This is a genomic window from Microbulbifer elongatus, assembly GCF_020524885.1.
Lineage (GTDB): Bacteria > Pseudomonadota > Gammaproteobacteria > Pseudomonadales > Cellvibrionaceae > Microbulbifer > Microbulbifer elongatus_A.
The window spans coordinates 1-26,266 of record NZ_JAIVKJ010000006.1 but is presented as its reverse complement, the minus strand read 5'-3'; the positions used below and the strand labels follow the sequence as shown (position 1 = coordinate 26,266).

Annotated in this window: 22 protein-coding genes and 1 tRNA gene; 7 read left to right on the top strand and 16 right to left on the bottom strand. The window is 57.3% G+C overall.

The features are described 5' to 3' along the window. Window positions 1–49 precede the first annotated feature (49 nt). From LC059_RS16900 to LC059_RS16880, 5 genes are all read right to left on the bottom strand, one after another. A complete protein-coding gene (locus LC059_RS16900) occupies window positions 50–1,789 on the bottom strand; it encodes a dipeptidyl-peptidase 3 family protein (protein WP_226705048.1) in 1,740 nt (579 codons plus the stop codon). 295 nt (window positions 1,790–2,084) lie between these two features. Then, entirely contained in the window at window positions 2,085–3,893 is a 1,809-nt protein-coding gene (locus tag LC059_RS16895) for an ABCB family ABC transporter ATP-binding protein/permease (protein ID WP_226705047.1), read from the bottom strand. A 92-nt stretch (window positions 3,894–3,985) separates the two neighbouring features. Continuing rightward, window positions 3,986–4,597, bottom strand: coding sequence for an NUDIX hydrolase (locus LC059_RS16890; protein WP_226705046.1), 612 nt, complete (start codon window positions 4,595–4,597; stop codon window positions 3,986–3,988). Window positions 4,598–4,686: 89 nt separating this feature from the next. Then, window positions 4,687–7,845: an efflux RND transporter permease subunit gene (locus tag LC059_RS16885; protein ID WP_226705045.1), complete on the bottom strand. Its 3,159-nt coding sequence runs from the start codon at window positions 7,843–7,845 to the stop codon at window positions 4,687–4,689. Between the two features lie 39 nt (window positions 7,846–7,884). Continuing rightward, a complete protein-coding gene (locus LC059_RS16880; RefSeq protein ID WP_226705044.1) occupies window positions 7,885–9,204 on the bottom strand; it encodes an efflux RND transporter periplasmic adaptor subunit in 1,320 nt (439 codons plus the stop codon). A gap of 195 nt (window positions 9,205–9,399) precedes the next feature. Here LC059_RS16880 and LC059_RS16875 point away from each other — a divergent pair, with 195 nt between their 5' ends. From LC059_RS16875 to LC059_RS16855, 5 genes are all read left to right on the top strand, one after another. After that, the gene (locus tag LC059_RS16875) at window positions 9,400–10,692 is read left to right on the top strand and encodes a lipopolysaccharide biosynthesis protein (RefSeq protein WP_226705043.1); all 1,293 of its coding nucleotides are present in this window, start codon (window positions 9,400–9,402) and stop codon (window positions 10,690–10,692) included. A gap of 110 nt (window positions 10,693–10,802) precedes the next feature. Then, window positions 10,803–12,236, top strand: coding sequence for a basic amino acid/polyamine antiporter (locus tag LC059_RS16870; protein WP_226705042.1), 1,434 nt, complete (start codon window positions 10,803–10,805; stop codon window positions 12,234–12,236). Window positions 12,237–12,292: 56 nt separating this feature from the next. Further along, complete coding sequence (gene arcA / locus LC059_RS16865; protein WP_226705041.1) at window positions 12,293–13,561, top strand: arginine deiminase; 1,269 nt, start codon at window positions 12,293–12,295, stop codon at window positions 13,559–13,561. A gap of 72 nt (window positions 13,562–13,633) precedes the next feature. Then, window positions 13,634–15,124 (top strand): Na+/H+ antiporter NhaC, encoded by a 1,491-nt coding sequence (nhaC, locus tag LC059_RS16860; RefSeq protein ID WP_226705040.1) that lies wholly within the window; start codon window positions 13,634–13,636, stop codon window positions 15,122–15,124. 40 nt (window positions 15,125–15,164) lie between these two features. Continuing rightward, window positions 15,165–15,701 (top strand): NUDIX hydrolase, encoded by a 537-nt coding sequence (locus tag LC059_RS16855; RefSeq protein ID WP_226705039.1) that lies wholly within the window; start codon window positions 15,165–15,167, stop codon window positions 15,699–15,701. A gap of 29 nt (window positions 15,702–15,730) precedes the next feature. Here the strand turns inward: LC059_RS16855 and LC059_RS16850 are convergent, their stop codons facing one another. The 7 genes from LC059_RS16850 to LC059_RS16820 form a co-directional block, all read right to left on the bottom strand. Beyond that, window positions 15,731–16,048: a YqfO family protein gene (locus LC059_RS16850; RefSeq protein WP_226705038.1), complete on the bottom strand. Its 318-nt coding sequence runs from the start codon at window positions 16,046–16,048 to the stop codon at window positions 15,731–15,733. A gap of 18 nt (window positions 16,049–16,066) precedes the next feature. After that, window positions 16,067–16,921 carry a thioredoxin gene (trxA, locus tag LC059_RS16845; protein WP_226705037.1) on the bottom strand — a complete coding sequence of 285 codons (855 nt, stop codon included), beginning with the start codon at window positions 16,919–16,921 and terminating at the stop codon, window positions 16,067–16,069. Window positions 16,922–17,041: 120 nt separating this feature from the next. Next, window positions 17,042–17,356, bottom strand: coding sequence for a BolA family protein (locus tag LC059_RS16840; RefSeq protein ID WP_226705036.1), 315 nt, complete (start codon window positions 17,354–17,356; stop codon window positions 17,042–17,044). Between the two features lie 31 nt (window positions 17,357–17,387). After that, window positions 17,388–18,176 carry a co-chaperone DjlA gene (gene djlA, locus LC059_RS16835; protein ID WP_226705035.1) on the bottom strand — a complete coding sequence of 263 codons (789 nt, stop codon included), beginning with the start codon at window positions 18,174–18,176 and terminating at the stop codon, window positions 17,388–17,390. A gap of 202 nt (window positions 18,177–18,378) precedes the next feature. Beyond that, window positions 18,379–19,647, bottom strand: coding sequence for a sodium ion-translocating decarboxylase subunit beta (locus LC059_RS16830; protein ID WP_264189701.1), 1,269 nt, complete (start codon window positions 19,645–19,647; stop codon window positions 18,379–18,381). A gap of 56 nt (window positions 19,648–19,703) precedes the next feature. Further along, entirely contained in the window at window positions 19,704–21,497 is a 1,794-nt protein-coding gene (gene oadA, locus LC059_RS16825; RefSeq protein WP_226705033.1) for a sodium-extruding oxaloacetate decarboxylase subunit alpha, read from the bottom strand. Between the two features lie 134 nt (window positions 21,498–21,631). Next, entirely contained in the window at window positions 21,632–21,877 is a 246-nt protein-coding gene (locus LC059_RS16820) for an OadG family protein (protein WP_226705032.1), read from the bottom strand. A gap of 344 nt (window positions 21,878–22,221) precedes the next feature. On the opposite strand from LC059_RS16820, the gene LC059_RS16815 reads away from it, so the two are divergent. Then, on the top strand, window positions 22,222–23,223 hold the full coding sequence (locus tag LC059_RS16815; protein ID WP_226705092.1) for a tRNA dihydrouridine synthase: 1,002 nt from the start codon (window positions 22,222–22,224) through the stop codon (window positions 23,221–23,223). Window positions 23,224–23,481: 258 nt separating this feature from the next. Then, window positions 23,482–23,558, top strand: a tRNA-Arg gene (locus LC059_RS16810). Window positions 23,559–23,675: 117 nt separating this feature from the next. Here LC059_RS16810 and LC059_RS16805 read toward each other — a convergent pair. From LC059_RS16805 to LC059_RS16790, 4 genes are all read right to left on the bottom strand, one after another. Further along, entirely contained in the window at window positions 23,676–24,203 is a 528-nt protein-coding gene (locus LC059_RS16805) for an arsinothricin resistance N-acetyltransferase ArsN1 family B (RefSeq protein WP_226705031.1), read from the bottom strand. A gap of 132 nt (window positions 24,204–24,335) precedes the next feature. Then, window positions 24,336–25,193 (bottom strand): CPBP family intramembrane glutamic endopeptidase, encoded by an 858-nt coding sequence (locus LC059_RS16800; RefSeq protein WP_226705030.1) that lies wholly within the window; start codon window positions 25,191–25,193, stop codon window positions 24,336–24,338. Between the two features lie 170 nt (window positions 25,194–25,363). Next, window positions 25,364–25,588, bottom strand: a complete 225-nt coding sequence (locus tag LC059_RS16795) for a hypothetical protein (RefSeq protein ID WP_226705029.1) — start codon at window positions 25,586–25,588, stop codon at window positions 25,364–25,366. Between the two features lie 133 nt (window positions 25,589–25,721). After that, window positions 25,722–26,102 carry a hypothetical protein gene (locus tag LC059_RS16790; protein WP_226705028.1) on the bottom strand — a complete coding sequence of 127 codons (381 nt, stop codon included), beginning with the start codon at window positions 26,100–26,102 and terminating at the stop codon, window positions 25,722–25,724. Window positions 26,103–26,266: the final 164 nt, after the last annotated feature.

Genomic DNA, 26,266 nt, shown 5'->3' with positions numbered 1-26,266 from the left:
CAAAAAAGCGGGCCCGAGAGCCCGCTTTTGTTGGACCGGTATCAGGAAATTATTGGAGGCCGAGCACTTCCTTACCCTGAATGAAGGTCACATCAACAGGAATACTGGCTTCGGCAAGACGGTCAAGATCTGCCTGCAGCTCGCTGCCAACCACACCCATGTTATCCAGCAGGTCCTTGGATTTCTTGTAGTCGCCGTCACCCTGGATGGTCAGGATCAGGTTCGACAACTTGGTCATTGCCGCCTGCATTTTCTCGAAGTCAACACTGTACTGGCCGGTGGCTTCATCGCGGGTAAATGCGCCTTCCTGCTTGAAGAAGTTGAAGCGCATCATGTTGGCCTTGCCGTGGGCGCTGGCGGCGCCGAAGCGAACACTGCGGAAGATACCGGCGAGGAAGGTGACATAGTTGTCCATCAGCTCACCCTCTTCAATCTCACCCTTCTCGTGCAGTTTGGTGATCATGTATAGGCCGAGGATATCGGCTTTGCCCTCTTCCAGCGCGGAGGAGGTTTCCTTCAGGGACTGGCGCACATTCGCCCCATCGGTGACGGTTTTCTTGATGCCAAGGCCATGGGCCACTTCGTGGAACATGGTGTTGCCGAAGAAGGCATCAAAAGTGATGTGCTTGCGCTGGTCTTCCGCGATCAGAACACCGCTGATGGGCAGCAGGATCTGGTCGAACTTCGCGCGCATGGCATTCTTCAGCTGCAGGCGACGGGTACCCTTTTCCAGCTGCACCTCTTCGTCGTTAGGCAGGTTGATGGCGATGGTTTTGGAGCCGGCGTTGCTGTGGCCCGCGTAGTAAAGCACGTCGTAGGCATTCAGATCGGAATCGGTTCCCGGGGTCTCCGCCTTGTACTTGTCATCTACCGGCAGGCCGCGCTGCAGTTCCGGCAGGAAGGCCGCAAACTTGGAAAGCTTTTCGCTCCAGGCCATGTCCTTCAGCAGTACGTAGGACTCGTAGGCGGTGCGATAGGCAAACAGCTGGTCTTCGTAGTTTTCGATCGGGCCGATCACCACGTCGATACGGTTGTCCTTCATATCCATCCACGCCATGTCACTGTCGCGGAACTGGTCGTCCAGCAGCGCATCGGCACGGAGCTTCAGGTATGCCGCAAAGTCCTGGTCTTCCGCCAGCTCGGAGGCTTCGCTCAGCAGCGTGGAGGCCTTTTCCAGCTCAGCCTTGTAGGCCTCGTGGTAAGGCACCAGCTTGAGTTTGCCTTCGGCGTCACGACGCACCAGCGAGTAGAGGCCATCCTTGCCCGGTTGCTCCCAGGCTTCGAATTCTTGCTTGGTCATGTCTTCCGGGTAGAACTCGGCACCCAGAGGCTTGTCCCCGTAGCCTTCGATAAACGGCTTGTTGTCATTCAGTCGATCCCAGGGGCCGTAATTGATATCGGCGAATTTGCGCGCGGCGCTATCGTCGATACCGCTCAGCAGTTCCTGCGCCGGGCCGTAGGACTGTAGCCAGAACAGTTGATCCATGATCTTGCTGGCGTCGATCAGCTTGCCAATCATCTGGCGCTGATTGTCGGACAGGGAGGAAAGGTCTGCGTTTAGCTCCACCGGCGCATAAATATCAAAGCGCGCGGGATCGATACCCTTGGCAACACCGCCCGCCTGTGGGCCGGTTGCCGGCTGTGCCGTAGTTTGTTCCGTCTCGCCCGCCTGTTGCGCAGCGCTTTCAGCCGGCACGGCGGTTTCCGCGGTGGTGGGTTTATCGTCAGAAGAACAGCCGGCAATGACGGCGAGCGCCAGTGCAGACGCAGCGAAGAGTGCAGATTTCATTCAGAGTCCTGCCTGTTGATTATTTGATCTGTTTTTTGTGCGAGCTATGCGAGCCGGCCTACCGGCGCAACGCAACTCTTGCGAGCCACATTAATTGGGGCCCCGTAGCTTGTCCAGCTGCGCACGACTGTTGCAGTGGTGCCAGATATTCGACTGCTAGTATGGGCAACTGCAGGTAATTTCGTGGCATGAATTGTTCAGGAAAAAACAATTCACGCCACTACCCGGGGTTAGTGAGGAAATACGCAGTGGAAATTAGGGAAGAAAGCCGCGGGAAATACAACGCCGCAGCAGGCTATGGAGACAGTGTTTCCGAATCCAGCGCACGCTCCCGTTGCTGCATCCGCCACAAAGACGCGTAATGTCCACCGGCAGCCACCAGGGTTGCGTGATCCCCCTGCTCCACCACACGTCCATGCTCCATCACCAGAATCATATCCGCATCCACTACAGTGGACAGGCGATGGGCAATCACCAATGTCGTCTGCTCGCGGGAGATTTCTTGCAGCGCGCGCAGAATACCCTGCTCCGAGTGACTGTCGAGGCTGGAGGTGGCCTCGTCAAACACCATGATCGGCGGGTGTTTGAGGATCGCGCGCGCAATGGCTACCCGCTGCTTTTCGCCACCGGACAGCTTCAGCCCACGCTCGCCGACCGTAGTATTCGCCCCCTCCGGCAGCTGTGCCACAAACGCGTCCAGCTGTGCGTGACGGATGGCTTCCATCACCTCATTATCGGTGGCATCCACGCGACCGTAGCGCACATTTTCCAGGATCGACTGATTGAACAACACCGTATCCTGCGGCACCACACCGATTGCACGGCGCAGTGAGTCCTGGCCGACTTCACGAATGTCCTGGCCATCGAGCAGAATACTGCCCTGGTCCACATCGTAAAAACGGAACAACAACTTGAACAGAGTGGACTTGCCGGCGCCACTGGCACCCACAATCGCCACCTTCTGCCGCGGCGCCACGCGAAAGCTGACACCCTTGAGAATTTCCCGGTCCGGGTTATAGCCAAAATGCACATCGCGAAATTCGATGGCGCCCTGCTCGATTTTCAGCTCGCCCGCGTTGTGCCGGTCTTCGATCGCCGGTTTGACATCGAGAATGGAAAACATTTTCTCAATATTCGCCAGCGCGCCCTTCATCTCCCGGTAGACAAAACCAAGAAAATTCAGGGGAATGAAAATCTGCATCATGATGGCGTTGATCAGCACGAAGTCACCAATGGTCATGCTGCCTTTGGTGACATTCACCGCGGCCATCACCATGGCGCCACACATGGCAGACGCGATGATCAGGGCCTGACCTGCATTGAGGCCGAATAGCGACAGGCGACTGTTGCGCCGGGCCTTTTCCCAGGCGGCCAGTTCGCGATCGTAGTGCCGGGCTTCGTGGTACTCGTTGCCGAAGTATTTAACGGTCTCATAATTGAGCAGGCTGTCGACCGCGCGGCTGCTGCTCTCGGATTCGGCCTTGTTCAGGTCCCGTACAAACCGGGTGCGCCACTCGGTGGCAACCACGGAAAACCCGATATACGCGGCCACGGCCCCCAGCACCAGCAGCGCGAAGCCGGCGCTGTAATTCCACCACAGCAAGCCCACCACCATCAGGATTTCCACCAGGGTGGGGACGATGTTGAACACCATGAAACGCATCAGGAAACCGATGCCGGCATTGCCGCGCTCGATATCCCGCGTCAGGCCGCCGGTGCGGCGGTTGAGGTGGTAATTCAGATCCAGGCGGTGCAGGTGCTGGAATACTTCGAGCCCCACCCGGCGCTGGGCGCGCTCGGTCACCCGCCCGAAGATCGTATCCCGCAGCTCGCCAAACAGCACCGAGGAGAAACGCACAAAACCGTAGGCCAGCAGCAGACCAAGTGGCAGGGCAATCGCCGCAGCGGCCCCGCCGGCACTGTCCAGGTCATCGACAATATGCTTGAGCAGGAACGGGAGACCCACGCTGGCGGCCTTGGCGCCCACCAGACACAACAGCGCCAGCAGCACCGGGCGCTTGAATTCCAAAAGGTAAGGAAACAGGGTTTTGAGGGCGCTCCAGTGGACATCTTCCAGAGCGACGGCGGACTTGGGTCTGGGCATGGTCAATCTCGGTAAATCAGGTGCGCAGTATACCTGACCGGCGCACCCTATCCGCACAGGACCTGCAGGCAGGCTCCGACCAATAAAGGTGGTTAGCTCAGCGCCCGCAGCGGAACATCATCGCGGCGACCAATAGGCACGTCCAGCACCCGCACCAGAAATTCCGTCAGCACGCCGGCGGTAAAACCCCATATCTCGTAGCCTTCGTACTCGTACGCGGGCAGGTAAATACGACGCTGGTCGATGGTGATACGGTCGGTGCGGACACGCGGATCATCAAAGAACCAATTCAGGGGAACACGGAAGATCGCATCCAGCTCGCCGGGATTGGGAGTAAGCGGCGCATCCGCTGGCACTATGCCGAGCCAGGGCGTGACTTCCACTTGCCAGCGAGTGCTGCGCGTCCACAGAGGGCCGAGAACACGCACCTGATCCGGGGGCAACCCAATTTCCTCATGGGTTTCACGCAGGGCGGTATATTCGAGGGAGGGATCGGTTGCGTCCCAGCGACCGCCGGGCAGGGAAACTTCACCGGAGTGACTGGAGAGCTGCTGTGAGCGCAGGGTGAGAATGACCTCAGGGTCAGGCTCATCGGTCAGGGCCAGCAATACCGCTGCGTGCCCGTGCAGATCCGGGCCCTTGGGCACCCGCGCCTGCAGTTCATCGCTCACTTCGGAAAACTTGCGTTCAATAATATCCAGCATTGTCTGCTTCTAATACCGCTGCCGCTCTATCAGACACTATACCGCTGCGGGGAAAATTGACCAGTGCAGTGCAATTCGGGCTGAGCCCACTAGGTCACTGTGTCTCCCGCGCCAGTATCCTTGGGCTTGTGCCCGCCTTTTACCTTCTCCCGCAAAGCTTGTACCAGGCCGTAGTAGATCGGCACGAGAAAGGTGGAGAAAACACTTGCAGCAACCATGCCACCAAACACCGCGAGCCCCAAAGAAACACGGCTGGCCGCACCTGCGCCCGTGGCGATGATGAGCGGGAAAATCCCGAGAATAAATGACATGGCGGTCATCAGCACCGCGCGGAACCGCAGGCGTGTGGCTTCAAGCGCTGCTTCCTCTACGGATTTCCCCTCGTCCCGCTGCAACATGGCAAATTCCACCATCAAAATCGCCGTCTTCGCGGACATGGCGATGAGCAGCATCAGACCAATCTGCGTATAGAGGTTGCTGTCGTGCCCCACCAGCCAGCACGCCAGTAACCCACCGGCAATGGCTACGGGAATCGCCAACAGAACTGCAATGGGAATCGACCAGCTTTCGTACTGGGCCACCAGAAACAGGTAGGCAAACAGCACCGCGAGCGAGAACAGGATCGGCGCCAGGTTGCCCGCACTGATCTCCTCCAGGCTGGAACCGGTCCACTCATAGCTATACCCCTGCGGCAACTGCGCACCCAGCGCTTCCATTGCTCCCATCGCCTCGCCGCTGGAGCGGCCGGGCGCAGGCACACCGTTGACGGTGATACTGTTGTACATATTGTAGCGATTCACCGTCTGCGGCCCGACGATCGGCATCACCTCGGCCACCGAACTGACGGGCACCAGCCCACCACTGTTGGCACGCACAAAGAAGCCGTTTAAATCCTGCTCATCATCGCGATACTGCGCATCGGCCTGCGCCATTACCCGGAACATTTTGCCGAAACGGTTAAAGTCGTTGACGTAAAAACCCCCGAGGTAAGTTTGCAGCGTCAAGTACACTTCCGATAACTGCAGCCCCAGGATATGCGCCTTGTCCTTATCCACATCCAGCCGTAACTGCGGTGTCGCGGCCTGGTAGGTAGTAAACGCGGCGCCAATTTCCGGGCGCTGGTTTGCCTCGCCGAGAAACGCATAAAGCACAGCAGCCAGTTCCTGTACATCCCGCCCCTGCAGGTCCTGAAGCACAAACTCGAAGCCACCTATAGTGCCAAGACCGGGTAGCGCGGGCACCGGAAAGGCCTGCACCTGCGCCTCGGGGACCCCGGCACCCAACTTTTGCACCTTGTCGAGAATCGCAAACTGATTCAACTCCGGTGCCGTACGCTCTTCCCAGGGATTTAAAATCACAATCATGAAAGCGGTATTGGAAGTCAGGCTGTTGGACAGCAGACTAAAACCCGGCACCGCCATCACATGTGCCACGCCGTCCAGTTTTCCAATGTCGTCACTCAGCCCCTGCACGACGTTATCCGTGCGCTGCAGCGAAGCGCCGTCGGGCAGCTGCACGTTCATCATGAAAAATCCCTGATCCTCGTCAGGAATAAACCCGGTCGGCACCGCGGTAAACAACCAGGCGCACAACGCACCCACCCCCACGATGGTCGCCAGCCCAATGATCGGCCGCAGCACACAGAAGCGCACAATACCGACGTACAGGCTGGTAGCACTGCGCAAAAACCGGTTAAAGAACCCGAAGACACCGGTCAATTTCTCCCCATGCTCCCCCTCGCCTTCTGTGGGGCGCAACAGTAAAGCACTGAGCGCGGGGCTCAGAGTCAGGGCGTTGAGACTCGAAATGAACACGGAAATGGAAATGGTCAGCGCAAACTGCTGATACATTTTCCCGGTGAGGCCGGGCATCAGCATCACCGGTACGAACACCGCGAACAGCACGGCGGTGGTGGCTACCACCGGGCCGGTCACCTCTTGCATGGACTGCATTGCTGCCTCTTTCGGCGCAAGTCCCTCCCCCATTAATCGCTGTGTGTTTTCCACCACGATAATGGCATCATCGACCACAACCCCGATGGCGAGAATGAGCGCGAACAGGGTAACGGTGTTTATGGTCATTCCCACCGCGAGCATCACCGCAAAGGTGCCGATCAGCGATACCGGAATTGCCACCGCGGGAATCAGCGTTGCGCGCCAGTCCTGCAAAAAAATAAATACCACCACGATCACCAGCAACAGGGCAATCAGTAACGTCTCGACCACTTCCTTGATCGAGGCGATCACAAAATCTGTGGTGTCGTACAGGATTTCGAATTTCAACCCTTCGGGGAATCGCAGTGAGAGTTCCGCCATCTTTGCGTCAATGGCCTCTGCCACATTCAGCGCATTGGCATCCGGCAGCTGATACACCGCCAGCACCGCCGAAGGCTTGTTGTCCAGCTCACCAAAAGCGCTGTAGCTCAGGCTGCCAAGCTCGATACGTGCGATATCGCTCAGGCGTACTATGGCGCCATCGGGATTTGAGCGAATACTGATATTGGAGAATTCTTCCTCGCTCTCCAGCCGCCCGCGCGCAATGATGGTGTACTGGAACTGCTGCTCCTTCTGGATAGGCGGCGCGCCAATACTGCCTGCGGCCACTTGCAGGTTTTGCGCCCGCACTGCGGCAATCACATCACTCGCCGTCACATCCAGCGCCGCCATCTTGTCCGGATTCAACCACAGGCGCATGGAATAATCCTGGGCACCCAGGAGCTGCACATCACTGACGCCGTCCAGGCGCGCCAGCTCATCGCGAATAAAGATCTCGCCATAGTTGGCGAGAAACAGGTTGTCGAATTTGTCCTCTGGAGACAGCAGGTTTACCACCAGAAGAATGGTATTGGACCTTTTCTCCACGGTTACACCGCTGCGAGTCACCTCTTGCGGCAGGCTCGGTGTCGCCTGCTGCACACGGTTCTGCACGTTTACCTGCGCGATATCCCCGTCATAGCCGCTCTCGAAGGTCACCGTCAGACTGTAGGTTCCGTCACTGCTACTGGTGGAGGACATATACTGCATCCCCTCCACCCCATTGACCTGTGACTCAATGGGAATGGCCACGCTGTCGCGCATCACTTCGGCACTGGCACCCGGAAAGGACGCGCTCACTTGCACGGTGGGAGGGCTGATGTCCGGAAACTGCGCGATGGGCAGGAGTGGCAGGGACAAAATCCCCGCGAGACTGATCAGAATCGAGATGACCAGCGCAAAACGCGGGCGACGAATAAATGTGGCGCTGATCATTGTCAGCGCACCTGAGAAAGGGTTGCGGTATGCCGAGGATTATTTGCCGTCAAAGTACGCATCCGGCTCTTCATCCTGTGTCGGATCATCCCGATCCCGCAGTAATTCCATATCAGAGGCGCCGGATTTCTTACGCTCCTGCTCCGTCACCTCACCTTCGCGCAATGGCATAACGGGGCTTGCGGTGCTGGGCGGTTCGACCGTCTTTAACCCCTTGTAGGGATCCAATTGCGTATTTTGCGGGGTAACCGGCTGCTCGGAATTCACCCGCTGCAGGCCGTTGACGATAAGCCGCTCGCCGGCCTTGATGCCCTCGGTCACCGCCCACAGCTCCCCTTCACGCTGGCCAAGCTTGAGATAGCGCTTGTGCGCGATGTTCTTGTCATCGACCACATAAACAAAGCGCCCCTGCATGTCTTCCTGTACCGCCGCCTGGGGAATCAAAGGCTTGATGCCTTCCCGGCCAGAAAACACGCTGATCTCCACCCGCACAAACTGCCCCTGGACCAGTAACTGTTCCGGGTTCGGAAAGCGCGCACGTACCAGCGCAGAGCCGGTGTTAGGGTCAATCTGGTTGTCCACAAAGACCAACAACCCCGGATACGGGTACATCTCGTCATTGGGCTGCTTGATCCGCACATCCCGCCGCTCCTGGGCAACCCCCTGTTGCCGCCGCCGTGCCGCCTCTTCCTGCACCACAAACAGCCGGTGTTCCGGCACCTCGAAATTAACTAGGATGGGATCCATGCGCACGATCGTCGTCAGCGGATCCGTAGCGGGGCCGACCAAAGAGCCTTCGGTAAACTGGGTGCGGCCAATGATGCCCGTCAGGGGCGCGCGGATTTCGGTGAAACTCAGGTTAAGCTCGGCCGTATCGACATTCGCCTGCATGGCCTCCATCTGGGATTGCGCTGCCTCGTAGTTGCCGGTGAGTTCATCCATCTGCACTTTGCTGATGGCGCCAGTACGCACCAGCTCTTCTCCCCGACGATAATTGCGTTCCGCGATGGCAAGCGCAGAGCGCGCCTGGGACAGGTTCGCACGCTGGTTCTCCAGCGCAGCCACGAATGGTCTCGGGTCGATCACATAGAGCAACTCGCCCTTGCGAACCATCTGTCCCTCGACATAATTGCGACTCTCGATATACCCCTCTACCCGCGGGCGCACCTTATATTCATCGGTCGCCTCTACGCGGCCTACATACTCGTAGCGTGGCACCACCTGGTGCGCGCGCACCGCCAGGACTTCCACTGGCGGTGCTGCAGGTGCTGGCGTCGCTTCGTCCTTGTCGGAACAGGCGGTAACACCCAGCAACGTGAGGGCGCCAGTCATCACCACCAAATAGAACAACCTGGACATCAGCAAATACACACCGCGAATTGCACTGAAACTCTTGCTTCAACTATAGATGGTGCACTCCATTGAATTGAGTGACAGGATCAAGCGTGTGTCAAAAAGCAAGATATCTCGAGGTGTTCTCGTCAAACTAAACTGAAGCGCAAAGCCCGGGCGGTACATGCCTCCCAGACAAAATCTTTTGAACCTTCAAACCTTATGTTGAGCACATCCAAACGTGAACACTTCAGTGAAGTCGGCAAGCTGGCATTGATCGCGTTTCCGGGGCACGGGGTTATATTCCTGATCAACCTGGTGTTGGCACGCAGTCTCTCCGTCAGCGCCTACGAACACTATGTGATTGCCGCCGCGGTGTTCCTTTTGATGCTCGCCGTTACGTCACAGGGGCTGGACAAGTATGCCCTTCGCATGATGCCGGGAAAGTTCGCCAGTAAGCAGTATGGACAGGCGGCGCGCTATCTTCGGTTCTCAATATCGCGCCTTTTGCTTGGCGCAATTATCGTCGCCGCGCTGACAGTATTTTGGGCACACGAGCTGCGCGACTTTCCTCCGGAGGCCATGAGCGTCATTTATATAACCCTGCTCGCTTTGCCGTTTGGCGCGCTGACCTACTTCCTGTGCGCAGCGATCAGTGCGGCGGGCAATTGCGTCCGCGCAGCTGCAGTCACGCATTTGATCGTACCCGCGCTTTCGCTCCTGTTGATTTGCGTTGCCTTGCTCAGCCCCATCAGGGCCACGGGTGCCACTGGTGTATTTTGCTGGTTGATTGCCTGGTGCCTTGGGCTTGCACTGGCAGCCTACTGGCTGAAACAGGCGTGGCCCGCCGCTTCAGGAGCGGACCATACAGAACAGCAGAATATTTCCTGGCGGGCGGAGGCGTTGCACTTCTGGTTCTACCGGCTCGCCATGAGTGTGATCGCGCAAATTCCGATTATCCTTCTCGACTGGTTGCAGCCCTCGGCAGCAGCTACAGGCGCCTACGCCGCCGCAATCTCCACTGCGGCCTTTGCCACCGTACTGACGGCAGCGACCAATCGCGTCTACGCGCGCGAGCTGTCGATCATTCAGGAGACGGGTGAATTCTCGGCTGTCCGACGCTTGCGGATACAGCGCCTGCAGTGGATGCTGCCCGCTCTGGGAATATTCCTGGTGGTGTCACTGACATATACCGAAGAAATATTGGGGCTGTTCCACCCAACGTTCGTCGTCGAGGGCACTACTGCATTCCGTATCCTGGCGGTTACCACCTCGGCCACCGTCGCCATGGGTATAGCACCGATTTTCCTCAAACATCGCAAGCAGAGTCGCATCATTTTTCCTGCACTGGTGGCGGCAGCATTGGTACAGGTCGCTCTTCTACTGGTTCTGGTACCCAGGCTCGAAGCGACCGGTGCCGCCATCGCCTATGCGATCTCGATGGTAGGACTGTATGGCTACTTCACGCTGGCAAGTCACTGGCAAATGCGTGCTTTACGCACCTCCAGTAAATAAATCGCTATATCCAACACCCGCTTCATAGCAAATCGTATTCGAGGATACGGACGTCACGTTCACCCCCAACATCTACACTGACAACAGCGATTTATCGGCTGTAAACCACTATGAGTACAGAGTCCCAGCAGAATTTAACGCGCACGACCATGATGGGCATGGTCGTTGGCTCCATGGTGGGCGCAGGGATCTTCTCTCTCCCGGCGACCTTTGCCAATGCCACCGGCCCATTCGGCGCGTTGATCGCCTGGTGCATTGCCGGTACCGGTATGTTGATGCTGGCCTTCGTGTTCCAGACCCTGGCCGTGCGCAAGCCTGATCTCGATGCCGGTATCTTCACCTACGCAAAAGACGGTTTTGGCAATTACATCGGCTTTATGGCCGCGTTCGGCTTTTGGGCCGGCAGTTGCCTTGGCAACACCACCTACTTCGTTCTGATCAAGTCCACCCTTGGCGCGGCGATTCCCGCCTTTGGTGAGGGGAATACCATTCCAGCCGTAGCCGTTTCCTCAATCATTCTCTGGTCCATTCACTTTATGATTTTGCGCGGCGTCAAACAGGCCGCGGCCATCAACAAGATCGTCACCGTGGCGAAGATCATCCCGATCATCCTGTTTATCATTATTATTGCGGTGGCCTTCAAGAAAGAGCTGTTCGTCGACAACTTCTGGGGCGGTGGTAACTACAACCTCAACGACGTTTTTACACAGGTCCGCCAGACCATGCTGGTCACCGTTTTCGTATTTATCGGCGTTGAAGGCGCCAGCGTGTTTTCGCGCTATGCGAAAAACCGTGCAGACGTCGGCTGGGCGACAGTGATGGGTTTTCTCGGCGTCCTCTGCCTGATGATTCTGGTAACCCTGCTGCCATACGGAGTCATGTTGCGACCGGAAATCGCGGAGTTGCGCCAGCCGTCAATGGCGGGAGTTCTGCAGGCGGTGGTCGGCACCTGGGGCGCGGTGTTTGTCAGCGCCGGGCTTATCGTATCAGTGCTCGGCGCCTACCTCGCGTGGACATTGCTCTGCGCGGAAGCGCTGTTTACCGCATCCAAATACGATCTGGTTCCGAAGGCCTTCGGGCACGAGAACAAAAACGGTGTGCCCTCCACGGCACTTTGGCTGACCAATAGCATGGTGCAGCTGTTCCTGATTCTTACCATTTTCGCCCAGTATGCTTTTGACCTGACCCTGGAGCTGACCAGTTCGATGACATTAATCCCCTATCTGCTGGTGGCGGGTTACGGGCTGAAACTGGCGTTTACCCGGGAGACCTACGAGTCCGATCCTTCACGGGTACGCACGCGGGAACTGGTTATTGGCTGTATCGCAACGCTGTACACCTTTTTCATGATTCTCGCCGGCGGACTCGAGTATGTACTGCTCTCCTGCATTCTGTTCGCGCCCGGGACCCTGCTGTTCATCTTCGCCCGCCGGGAGCTGAACCTGCGCACGTTTACCGCCAAAGAGCTGATTCTTTTTTCGCTGATCGTTATCGGGGCCATCATCGGTATCTACTCCCTGATCACCGGCGCCATAGTTCTCTAATAGATAGTTCTTTAATAGATGGCTCTTTAAAAAAAGTTCTTCAGATAGAGGTTTTCATGGCCAAAGCCAAGTCAAAATCCAATGCGACGCTGGGTGTTCACTCGGAGGTCGGCCAACTGCACAAAGTGATGGTCTGCGCCCCAAGCCTGGCGCACACCCGGTTAACGCCAACCAACTGTGACGACCTGCTGTTTGACGATGTGCTGTGGGTGCAGAATGCCAAGCGCGACCACTTTGACTTTATGACGAAAATGCGTGACTTCGGTGTCGAAGTGGTAGAGATGCACAACCTGCTGGCGGAGACGGTGGCCATCCCGGAAGCGCGCAAGTGGCTGCTCGATCGCAAGGTCACCGCAAACAATGTCGGCCTGGGCATGATGGCATCCACCCGCAGCTATCTCGAAAGCCTCGAGCCGAGGGAGCTCGCCGAATTCCTGATCGGTGGCCTGTCAGTAATCGACCTGCCCGACGAATTCTCCCGTTCCGATTTTATGGAACTTGCCCGTGAAGCCCATGGTGCCACCGAGTACCTGCTGCCACCGCTGCCAAACACCCTGTATACCCGCGATACCACATGCTGGCTATATGGCGGCGTCACCCTGAACCCGCTGTACTGGCCCGCCCGCAAGGAAGAAACCTTCCTCACCACCGCCATCTATAAATTTCACCCGATGTTTACCAAGGAGACTTTTGAGGTGTGGTGGGGCGACCCGGATACCAACTTCGGCCTCGCCACCGTCGAGGGTGGTGATGTGATGCCGGTGGGCAACGGTATCGTACTAATCGGCATGAGCGAGCGCACATCGCGCCAGGGCATCTCGCAGCTGGCGGCAGCACTATTTGAGAAAGGCGCGGCGGAACAGGTCATCGTCGCCGCCATGCCCAAACTGCGCTCGGCAATGCACCTGGATACGGTGTTCACCTTTGCCGATCGCGATGTAGTCACGCTCTACCCCGAGATCATGGACCAGGTGCACACACTGGTACTGCGCCCGCAAGACAACGGGCAGAAATTGCATACCACCCTGGAGAACAAGCCATTTGTGGATGTGGTGGCCAAGGCCCTGAACCAGAAAAAAATCCGTGTGGTGGAGACCGGCGGTGACCACTACGCGTCGGAGCGCCAGCAGTGGGACAGTGGCAACAACCTGGTGGCGGTCAAACCCGGGGTGGTATTTGCGTACGATCGCAATACCTACACCAATACCCAGTTACGCAAGGAAGGCATTGAGGTCGTCACCATCGTCGGTGCAGAACTTGGCCGCGGCCGCGGCGGCGGCCACTGTATGACCTGTCCCATCGTTCGCGACCCCGTCGATTTCTAAGGCTTCGTCATTCCTGCACGGGTATGGCGGCAACAACCGGCCGCCGCGCCCGCCAATTGAGACACCATCGCTATGGCCGAGCCAGGTGATCGCAAATCGATCCGTGCGCCGTCCGTTTTCGACGCACTGATACCACTGCTGACACTGGCTCTGCTGATCGGCGGTTCACTGGCGCTGTTCGGTATGGCCGCGCTGGACGGACCAATCCAGTCAGCACTTATCGTTTGCTGCATGGTGGCCGCACTTATCGCCCTTAAAAACGGGCATTCGTGGGCGTCCATACAAAAAGCCGGCCAGGGCGCCCTCGCTTCCATTACCAGTGCCATCTTTATCCTGCTCGCCGTGGGCGCGCTGATAGGCTGCTGGAACCTGTCGGGCACCATTCCCACACTGGTCTACTACGGCATCCAGGCACTGTCGCCTACCTGGTATTACGTGGCGAGCGCAACAATTTGCGGCGTGATCGCCATGGCCATTGGCAGCTCCTGGACCACCGCCGGCACCATCGGCGTAGGGTTGGTGGGGATCGCCACCATGCTGGAAGTATCTGCTCCGATCACCGCGGGCGCGGTCATTTCCGGAGCCTATCTTGGCGACAAGTTATCACCGCTTTCGGAAACAACGATTCTTTCCGCACAAATGGTCAAGGTGGATGTCTACACCCACATTCGTAACCAGGCATGGACTTCCGTGCCCGCGTTCCTGTTTGCCGCGGTGATTTTTACCCTGCTTGGCCTCGGCCGGGTGGATATCGAAGGGCAGACCGAGCTGCAAAAAGTGGTGGAGCTGGATTCGCTCAACGGTATCTACCGGATCACCGCCCTGAATCTGCTGCCGCTATTGCTGCTGGTTTTTATGTCGATCCGCAAATACCCGGCATCACTCTCGCTACTGACTTCGGCAATGTTTGCCGGGTTAGTCGGCGCCTTCCTGCAGCCCGAGGTTTACAGCGCATTTGTCGGGCAGAATCCGCTCGGCATTGGCGGCGCGGTAAAAGCTGTATGGCTGGCAATGGCAAACGGCTTCTCCATGGAGTCCGGTATTGCCGATGTCGACCGCCTGCTGTCCCGCGGTGGCATGTCGAGCATGCTGAATACCCTTTGGCTGATTATGGGAGCAGTGACCTTCGGTGCTTTGCTCGATGAATTTGGCCTGATCAAGCGTTTGATCAACCCGCTGATCTACCGCGCGAAAACCATCGGCGGCCTGTTTTTAACCGTCTTCGCCAGTGCCTTTGGCTTAAACGTGGTGGCCGGGGACCAGTACATCGCACTGGTGCTACCCACACGGATCTTTCGCGCGGAATTCGCAAAACGCGGCCTGGCACCACAAAACCTGTCGCGACTGGCTGCGGACTGCGGCACGGTCACATCGCCACTGGTGCCCTGGAACTCCTGCGGGGCCTTTATGGCCGCAGTGCTGGGTGTACCCACACTGCTTTACCTGCCCTTTTGCCTGTTCAATATGGCGAGCCCGGCGCTCAGCGTGCTGTACGGCTACATCGGGTTCAAGCTGGTGAAACTCGACGCGCCATCCGCCGCCTGCACATCCTCAAAAAACTGAGGCTGCTGACGCCATTCAGTACTGAGCGTATACTTGCGCGATGAAATTTTGCAGCCATTGCGGCCACACCGTTGTATTCGAGATTCCCGCCGGCGACGACCGCCCCCGCCACCTATGTCGGGATTGCGGCGCCATCCACTACGTGAACCCCCGTGTGATTGTCGGCACCCTGCCCTACCTGGGTGACCAGGTGCTGTTGTGCAAACGCGCCATCGAACCCCGCTACGGGCTCTGGACCTTGCCGGCGGGCTTTATGGAAAATGGCGAAAGCAGTGAGCAGGGCGCACTCAGGGAATCCTGGGAAGAGGCCCGCGCGAAGCTGCGGGTGGACGAGCTGTTTTCGGTCTACGACATTCCCCACATCAACCAGGTGTATCTGCTGTACCGCGGAGAGCTCACCGACACCAATTTCGGTCCCGGCCCGGAATCACTGGAAGTGGAATTGTTTGACGAAAAAGACATTCCCTGGGACGAGATGGCCTTTCCGGTGATGACGCAGACACTGAAGCATTACTTCAGCGATCGCGAGAAAGGGCAGTTCGGACTGCACCGGGGGATCATCGAGCGGAAGCTCTGACAGAAAAAGCTCGAATAAAAAGAAAAGTTTCAGCCGCAGCGGTCGTCCAGTTTCCACAGGTCAAACGCCGGCTCTTCATAGGGATGGGCGCTGCGCATAGCCGCCAGCACCGCATCCACTACTTCATCCGCGCAGACCGTTTCCACACGGTACTCGGCCACCGTTTCCACTTCCCCCTGCTGACCGATGAACGGCTGGCTGCCGTCGAGCGGGCGGAACTGCCCGCTCCCCAGCACCTGCCAGCAGCAGCTATCATAGTCACCTATACGCCCAGCGCCGGCAGCAAAGATGGCTCGCTTGACCGGCTCCAGGTGTGATTCGGGAATGTAGATACAGAGTTTGTACATGGCCTCGACCGGTTCTGCTCAGAACATCAGGGTCATCAGCTTGCGCTGGTAGGTCGTCGCCACCGGATCGCCGGCACCCAGCGCCTTGACGATATCCAGGTAGGCCTGCTTGGCGGCGCCATCGGCGAAGCCCATGTCCTTGCGCAGCAGATTAAGCAGGATTTCCAGCGCCTCTTCGTGGCGATCCGCCTGGCTGAGCTGTACCGCCAGTTTGTAGGCGGATTCGCTGTCTTCCGGATTCGCTGCCAGGGCCTGCTGCAGTGCCTTAATTTCCGGTGAGTCCGCCGCCTGCTGCTTCAGCTCCAGCTGAGCCATCAGCTGCTGGTAATCCGCATCCTGGTCGGCCATCAGAATTTTACCCAGCACCTCTTCGGCTTCCTTGGTGCGATTTTTCTCCAGCAGAACGGCAGCGTACTGCTTGGCGATGTCCGCACGCTCGCCGGAGTCACTGTAGGCCTGGCGCAGCAGCGGCAGGGCCTCATCCAGGCTGCCCTCACCCACCAGTTTCTGTGCCTGCTGTAGCTGCAGGTCCCAGGACTTCGGCAGGTATTTGTCCAGCATCTCGCGGATCTGCTTTTCTGGCTGGGCACCGGCGAAGCCGTCTACCGGCTGACCGTCCTTGAGTACCATCACCGTGGGCAGGCTGCGCACACCCAGCTGCCCCGCCAGCGCCTGTTCAGTATCCGCATTCAGCTTGGCGAGCAGGAACTGACCCGCATACTCCTTGGCGAGCTTTTCCAGTACCGGCATCAGCTGCTTGCAGGGCTCGCACCAGTCGGCCCAGACATCCACCACCACCGGGCGCTTCATGGACTCTTCAATCAATACCTGCTGGGCGTTCTGAGCGCTAACGTCGACAATAAATTCTTCCACGATTACTCCTGGATTTGTGTTTTTCAACGTGGTTTTAAACGTGGTGTTGTTCGCTGCGGACTCAATTCACAGCTTCGATGTGGCCGCATCATACTTGAATGGGGCTGCAAAAATGCAGAATCAACCCTTTCCGCCTTTGTCGCCACCCAGGCACTGCGGGCTTTCCGGCGCCTGGCCGGCCCACTCTTCTGCGGTGTACAGGTGCAGTGCCAGCGCATGAATCGGCCCCGCCATTTCGTCGGCCAGCGCCGCGTACACTTTCTGGTGGCGCTGCACCTTGCGCACGCCGGCGAACGCCTCGCTCACCAGCACCACGCGAAAATGCATCTCCGAGCCTGCGGGCACATTGTGCATATGGCTCTCACAATCCACCTCGATATGGGCGGGGTCAAACGCTCCGGTAAGTTTCTGTTGAATCTGCTCTGCCAGGGACATGTATTTAACTCCGACTATCCGATGGGTTGGCTCAGACCTGATCGACCGCGGCCTGACGCTTGCGCGCGGCGACAATGGTGTCATAAGCCACGGTGACGCTTTTCATCTGGTCTTCCGCGTGGCGCATAAACTCGTCCGGCAGGCCCTTGGAGGCAATCTTGTCCGGGTGGTATTCCGCCGCCTTGCGCCGGTAGGCAAGCTTCAGCTCTTTGTCGCTCGCATCCGGGCTGCACTCGAGAATATCGTAATGCGCTTGCAGGTTACCGGTGCTGGTAGCGCCTCCGCGATGCCCAAATTCATTGAACATGGCGGTAAAGATGGAAGCGTGCAACCCCAGGTCTCCGGGAATTCGACGCAGAATTTGCTCTTCCGCCGGATGCAACTCGCCGTCGGCAAACGCCACCGCAAACAATAAGCGGTAGACCATTTCCCGCATCGCCTGGTTGCGGATCAGCTGCCGGTACTGGCGCGCATAGTCATAGATAGTGAACTGATCATCCTTGGCATTCTGGAAAATCTTGATCGCCTGCTGGCGGTCTTCCGCGTTCAGGCGCAGATTGTTCTTGATGAAGTCATCAACCAGCTGGATTTCTGCTTTGGAAACCTGGCCGTCGGCCTTGGCCATTTTTGCCAGCATGGAAAACAGCGCGACGATAAATACCGCCTGCGCACCATCGCGATTCAGCGTGATACCTGCGTCACTGAGCTTTTTCAGCCCAGAGCCAAAGGAACTACCAACCCAGGCGCCCAGCGCCGCACCGATGGGGCCGCCGAACATCATACCGATGCCCGCGCCGATACCCGCTCCCAACCAGGACATAACCTCTCCTTTGCGGCGCGGCTCTCTACCAAAAGCCGAGACAATGCGGCGCCGCCAATTACAAAACGGCGGCCATATTACCACGGCGACCGCAGCCGCGCCCTTTCCCTATACGCAGCCCGGACCAGCCGGTCAAAGCCATCACCCAGATACAGAAAACCCCGCCGGAGCGGGGTTTCTGCGATCGGTGAGACGCCGCGGATCAGCCGGTCATCGCCCGCACCATCGTGATCATCACACCGGCCGCCACTGCAGAACCGATGACCCCGGCCACGTTCGGCCCCATGGCATGCATCAGCAGGAAGTTGTGTGGATTGGCCTCCAGCCCCAGCTTGTTGGAGACCCGCGCCGCCATCGGCACCGCGGACACCCCCGCAGAACCGATCAGCGGGTTGATCTTGTTCTTGCTGATCGCATTCAGCAGCTTGGCCATCAACACGCCGGCAGCCGTGCCAATGGCAAACGCCACGATGCCCAGTGCCAGGATACCGAGGGTCTTCGGATCCAGGAACTTGTCCGCCGCCAGCTTGGAGCCAACCGACAGGCCGAGGAAAATCGTGGTGATATTGATCAGTGCATTCTGCGCGGTATCCGACAGGCGCGATACCACACCGCACTCGCGCATCAGGTTACCGAAACAGAACATACCCAGCAGCGGCGCCGCGTCCGGCAGGAACAGCGCCACCAGGATCAGCAGTACCAGCGGGAAGATGATCTTCTCGCGCTTGCTCACCGGGCGCAGCTGCACCATCTCGATCCTGCGCTCCTGCTCGGTGGTCAGCGCACGCATGATCGGCGGCTGGATCAGAGGCACTAGCGCCATGTAGGAGTAAGCGGCAACTGCAATGGCACCAAGAAGATCCGGCGCCAGCAGGCTGGACACATAAATCGCCGTGGGGCCGTCGGCACCACCGATAATACCGATGGCGGCAGCGTCGGCGATGGAGAAGTCCATGATGCCCATGGCCGACATACCCACCGCACCCAGCACCGTGGCAAAAATACCGAACTGCGCGGCGGCGCCGAGGAACAGTGTGCGCGGGTTTGCTAGCAGCGGGCCGAAATCGGTCATCGCGCCCACGCCCATAAAGATCACCAGCGGCGCGACACCCGAAGCGATGGCAACACTGTAGAAGTTGTACAGCATGCCATTGTTAAAGCCCGCATCGGCCGCCACCTCGGCTGCACGTTGCTGGGCCGCTGCCGGCGCACTTTCCAGCGCCGCCTTTATGCCCTCGATAGATTCAGACGCAGCCAAACCAAGCGCCTGTGCCAGCTGCGCCAGCACACCGGCATCGCCGGAATAGATGGCCGCTTCAACCGCGGGCAGCGCCAAATTGGCACCGGGAATGTTGGCGAGAATGCCGCCGAAGCCGATCGGCACCAGCAACAGCGGTTCAAAGTTCTTGCGAATGGCGAGAAACAGAAGACCGAGGCAGACCACCATCATGGAGAACTGCCCGACCGTCATCTGGTTGGCGCCGGACGAAAGCCAGAGATTTGTTATGTTTTCCACAAGCGCCCCCGTTACGCGATGGTCAGCAGGGCATCGCCCACCGCCACGGAATCGCCTTCCTTGATGGTCACGCCGGTGACACTACCGGCACGCGGTGCGCTCACCGCCGTCTCCATCTTCATGGCTTCGAGGATCACGATGTTCTGCCCCTCGGTCACCTGGTCGCCCGGCTTCACTAGCACCTTGAAGATATTGCCGGCAAGCGGTGCCTTCACGGGCTCACCGGCCCCGGGCGCTGCAGCTGCCGGAGCAGCCCCACCAGCGGGCGCAGCGTCACCGCCCACTTTCACCATGCCGGTTACGTCACCGCCATCGGCGACCGTTACCGTGTAGCTCTGCCCTTCCACCGAGACGGTGTAAACACATTCGCCCTGGTCGTTTTTCACTTCCGAGGATTCGTTACCAGTCGGCACCGGCTCGAAAACGTCGGGGTTGTCACGGTTCTTCAGGAACTTGAGACCAATCTGCGGGAAGAGCGCGTAAGTCAGCACATCGTCAATCTCGCCCTCACCACCGGTGAGTTCGATATCGTCTGCCACGGCTTTCTCTTTCAGCTCATCGGCCAGCTTGTCGAGTTCCGGGGTCAGCAGGTCCGCGGGGCGGCAGGTAACCGGCTCAGCGCCTTCGAGAACCTTGTCCTGCAGCTCTTTGTTAACGTCTGCCGGGGTCGCGCCGTACTCGCCCTTGAGCACCGCAGCGGTTTCCTTGGAAATGGACTTGTAACGCTCGCCGGTCAGCACATTCAGAACCGACTGGGTGCCAACGATCTGGGAAGTGGGTGTCACCAGGGGGATATAGCCCAGGTCCTTGCGCACGCGAGGGATTTCCTCGAGCACCTCGTCGAGGCGGTCGCCGGCACCCTGTTCGCGCAGCTGGTTTTCCATATTGGTAAGCATGCCGCCGGGCACCTGGGCAACCAGAATGCGCGAGTCGACGCCGCGCAGGGAGCCTTCAAATTTCGCGTACTTTTTCCGCACGTTACGGAAGTACGCCGCAATCTCTTCCAGCAGGTTGATGTCCAGGCCGGTGTCGCGATCGGTTCCCTCCAGAATGGCAACCACCGCCTCTGTGGGGCTGTGGCCGTAGGTCATGGACATGGAGGAAATAGCGGTGTCGATATTGTCGATACCCGCTTCCACACACTTGAGCGCGGTAGCAGTGGAGAGGCCGGTGGTCGCATGGCACTGCATGTGGATGGGAATATCCACCGCCGCCTTCAACTTGGAAACCAGCTCGTAACCCTCATAAGGGCGCAGCAGGCCTGCCATATCCTTGATCGCAATGGAGTCCGCACCCATGTCCTCGATCTGACGCCCCAGGTCGACCCACAGGTCCATATCGTGAACCGGGCTTACGGTGTAAGAGATGGTGCCCTGCGCATGCTTACCCTGCTTTTTCACCGCCGCCAGCGCGGTTTGCAGGTTACGCATATCGTTCATGGCATCGAACACACGGAACACATCCACACCATTGGTGGCCGCGCGCTCGACAAATTTTTCGACCACGTCGTCGGCATAGTGGCGGTAGCCGAGAATATTCTGGCCGCGGAACAACATCTGCTGCGGCGTATTCGGCATGGCTTTTTTCAGTTCGCGAATGCGCTCCCAGGGATCCTCACCCAGATAGCGGATACACGCATCAAAAGTCGCGCCGCCCCAGGACTCCAGAGACCAGAACCCGACTTTGTCCAGCTTCTCCGCAATCGGCAGCATGTCATCCAGGCGCAGGCGGGTTGCGAATAGCGACTGGTGGGCGTCGCGCAGGACTACGTCTGTAATCCCCAATGGCTTTTTAACCTCAGTCATGGGTCGTCTCTCTTCGAAAGTTGATCTTGAATAATGGGTGAAGCGGCCGGACCAGATCGCGAACGCCATGAAGCGCAGCGGGCAGTATTAAAAAATCCGGGCACGCCCAAAACGATTTAATTTGCGATGCCGTTTCAGCGACGTTTATTGCGATGCTGTTCGATGGCGGCCTTAATAATTTTTTTCAGGCGCTCATCCCCTGCCGCCCCAGCAGCAGTATTCGCAGCTGGCGCCACAACAGGCTCAGCCTCGGGGAAAAAACGGGTAATCAGGCGGGACATGACGGTGGTGCAGATCACCAGAACCAGCAAAAAAGTAAAAACAATCCCCATGCCGAACAGCGTGATATCAAGACCTTGCTGCATCAGTGACTCTTGCACTTATATTCCCTCGCAAATTGCTTTTTATGACTCTAATTCGATTTTGCGGGCGATATTATCAATACAAGAACCCTTAGAAATCAAACACTTATTAGTTACAGAAGCAACCAAGAACCCGCCAGATACCGATCTTTTCCGCCATTATCGCTACCAATTTCAACCACAAGGGCGCGTAGCCCCATGGCGCCGGCAGGCCTGCCGAAAATTTGCACAACCCCACAGAGAATTTCGTACAATAGCCATCCGATCTAAAAATCTCACTCGCAGTAAAACAGCCGTCACCGATGCAAGAACCGCAGTACCCGACACCCAAGGCCCCGCAAGCCGACAAAACGCCGCGCCCGATGATTTATCAGGCGCCAATGGAAGGTGTCATCGACCACCATGTTCGCGCCCTGCTCTCTCGCATTGGCGGGGTTGATGTATGCGTCACCGAGTTTGTCCGCGTCACCCACACCCGACTCCCCCGCCGGGTTTTCACCCGACTGTGCCCGGAGCTGGAACAGGGCGCGCAAACCCCAACCGGCACACCGGTCAAACTCCAGCTGCTGGGTGGCAACCCGAAAGCCATGGCCTACAATGCCGCCAAGGCCGTAGAAACGGGTGCCATATCAATCGATCTCAACTTTGGCTGCCCCGCCAAGTCGGTTAACAACAGCGATGGCGGCGCCTGCCTGTTGCAGTCACCATCCCGGGTAGAGGATATAGTCGCGGCAGTCCGCAACGCCGTGCCCAGCGAAATTCCAGTTTCGGCCAAGATACGACTGGGTTACCAGGACCGTAGCAGCTACCTCGACAACGCCCGCGCCGCTGAAGCGGGCGGCGCCTCCGAGCTGGCCGTTCACGCCCGCTCCAAGGTCGACGGCTATCGCCCTCCGGCGTACTGGGAATACATTGGCGAGATCCGCCAGCAACTGGGTATTCGCGTCATCGCCAACGGCGACCTGTGGACGTTGGAAGACTTCAAGCGCTGCCGCGAAGTAACCGGCTGTGACGCCTACATGTTTGGACGCAGCCTGCTCGCGAGGCCGGATATCGGCCTGCAGATACAGGCCCTGTGTGACGGACGCGACTACCAGCCCCTGCAATGGCATCAGGTTGCCGCACTGCTGTACGACTATTACTCGACCACCCAGGACCTCTACCCCGCCAAATACCTCGGCAACCGGGTCAAACAGTGGCTCGCCTACCTGAAACTGAGCTACCCCGAAGCCACCGCGTTCTTTGAGCGCATCAAGCGCCACCGGGACTCAGACGTACTTGAGCAGGCATTTGCCGAGCACATGCAGCCCCGCGAACCGTCAATGCCACAAGAGTCAACGCACCCCGAATCCAACGCCGCCTAGGGCAGCCTGGACCGGTAGATTTCGACGGCAATAGCCTTCGAGCCTGGCGGAAAGAACCCCCGCAAAAAAACCTGAAAAAAGTACTTGCAAAGACCCGGGCAGCGCGGCAGAATGCGCGCCCTATCGAGCTGAACCGCACCAAACGGAACAGCGGCAAAGTTCGGTAACTTGCGGATTTTTAAAGAGTTTTTAAAAAGTTTCTTTAAAAAACAGTTGACGAAGCCAAGGCAAGTCACTATAGTTCGCAACCACAACGACGCGCTCGTAGCTCAGCTGGATAGAGTACCTGGCTACGAACCAGGCGGTCGGAGGTTCGAATCCTCCCGAGCGCGCCATACAAAGAAAGCCCCGAACTTGCAAAAGTTCGGGGCTTTTTTCGTTTTCGCCTTTAAAGCAACGCAGCAGTATTCTCATCACTCCTGCTTACCAACACTTCCATTTTCCTTTTAAGTTCAGAGATCTAAGCAAGCAGTAGACTTTCGCTCTTGCCAGGTGGGAAGCAGGCATTGCCAATAACCAACATCCACCCACCTATCGAACTTGCGGCCTACCTCTCTAAAATGGGCCACCTTCGTCATGCCAAACTTTTCATGCAGCGCGACACTCGCCTCGTTCGGCAGCGCGATGCCTGAAATGACCGCATGAACATTGATTTCCACTAACTTCGCAAATAGTGCTGAATATAACTCAGAGACCCAGCCCTTAGATGCCGCAGCAAGATCAAGATATACCGTAGCTTCAACAGAGTGCTGGTAAGCACAACGTCCTTTCCATTTACTTGCGTAGCAATAACCAATAACTAAATTTTCGTGCTCCGCAACGAGCCAGGGTAGGTTATTGACCTCACACTCTGAAATGCGAAGTGACATCTCGCCCTCCGATACGGGATCTACTTCGAACGTAATACATGTATTCATCACATAGTAGTTGTAGATCTCAGCAATCCTTGCTGCATCTGTCTTTTTAGCTTGCCGTATCATCTTAGTTTTTGCTAACCCTTAAAGTCAGGGATTGGAGCGGACTCGAAGCTGCTAAGCCGGGGAAAGACAGCCCCTGCCCCATAGGAACGACAACAGCCGTATGTTATGCATGGCCACCCTACCCTCAATGACCTAACGCTCCGCGACTAACGAGGTAGGAGTCAAGACAGCTCGCGCGATATTACGTCGGTGAATAAACCAAAAGGCAAATGTGAGAAGTGTGAAAATTGATAGATAACTAGCCATACCGACCGCCTGAGTCAACTCGAGCGCCTCCTCTTCAACAACCAACTGCAACAAGCCCGTTTCAGCTCTGCTTCCCGCAGACCAGCTGGTGAAGTTCCAGGCTGCGTGAAGCCCGATAGGCACAGCAATTCCTCGTGTGGCTATCGCGCTCATCCCCCAAAGAAGACCGGCCGGAACCACACCTAGCATAATGGTCTGCATATCCCAACCGTAAAGGAAGTGACTCATTCCAAAGGCCACTGCCGTCAGCCATACCGCAGGCCAAGGCCCCAATATTGGGGCGAGTCGCCGTAACGAATAGCCGCGGAAACCCAACTCCTCCATACAAGAGGTGGATAAGAACCGTGCAAAGTAAACCAGGGCAGTCAGGGCCCCTACGCCCGGCACAAACTCAAAGCGAATAGGACCAGCGAAGGTTGCGACAACACCGACGTGGATTCCAAACGACACCCCGCCCAAAAGCAGGCCAAATAAGAAGTTTCTCAAACTCGACGCGCGCACCCTCAGGCAAAGATTAGTAACGGAGCCCCCCTCGATCCGCCTGAACAAGAAAGTTAGAGCGAGCAACCCGCCGCTGCTGGTTAGCCCCCAAATAGTAAGCTGTAGAACCTCAGAACTTATAGTGCTGGATGTGACGAAGCCAACAAAAAGCGTAATTGCCACATATCCACACCAAAACAACAATACTGAGGTGAAAACCAACCCACTCACCTTGTTTAGCGCCTGACTCGATTCATTTATCATCTGTGGGCAAGTCTTACTCTTAACGCGCGCCGCAAAGGCGATCAATGCTATGCACATATGGTGCGAAACTGGGAGCGAAGCGACCCTTACAATATGTGCATAGCGTTAGGCGTCCCGCTAAGGCCCAACGGACCGGAGCATTCAGCCTGCGATTTTTAAGTGATTCAGGCTCACTTCTCGAAGTCAAGAACCGAACCCTCTGTGAGTACTATTTCAACTGCCTTTTCGAACATTTCCGTGCATCCTTCGCTCGACGACTCCCATGGCCCGACTAACTCCAGCTCTGCCACAATGCCGCGAGCATCAACGGCTCGCCCCGCTTCGAGCCGACACTCTTCGAGAAGGTATTCAGCCATTGCTAAGTAAGCTTGCTTGATGGTTATTAACTTTTCCATACGCGAGATATTCACTTAACGCCGCAATCAGATGCGGCTTAAATTGTGCGTTTTTTGCGCTAAAATGGAAGCACAGCGACTGCGTAAAAAATGCGCAAAGTAAGATGTTAGTCTGCCGCACCTTGTTAGTAGCTTACTCCGAACTACTCTTCAACAAAGCGGAGAATTCAGGAACAGAGTTCTCATAGAAGAGCCGCAATATATTCTCAACTTCAACTGAAGTTTTATCTATAAAAATGCCAAATGTATTAACTTTGAAAAATGGCCCGAAAAAACGTCTGCGCTTCGACGTTGCCGCTGATATGCACCACGCGCCTTCGTCAAAACTAGAAATAGACAAAGATGCCTCATCGAATTTATGAGATTGAAAAATCAATAACTTGGAGGAGGAATCCTCTTTATAGTTTTCCCATTGGAAGCTCCTAAAAAGACTGACGGCCTCATCCAACGTTGGTTTTATAGGTATATTTTGCTCCGCCTCTTCATCGTAGTAGCTACAAAATATTCCCTCCATCAACATTTTTTCCTTAAAAACAAGCGCGCGACACGAATAGACTATTAACGCCCGCAACAGGGGCGACCAATGCTATGCACGTTTTGTGCGAAACTGGGAGCGTAGTGACCCGCACAAAACGTGCATAGCGTTGGGCGTCCCGCGGAGGCCCGAAGGGCCGTAGC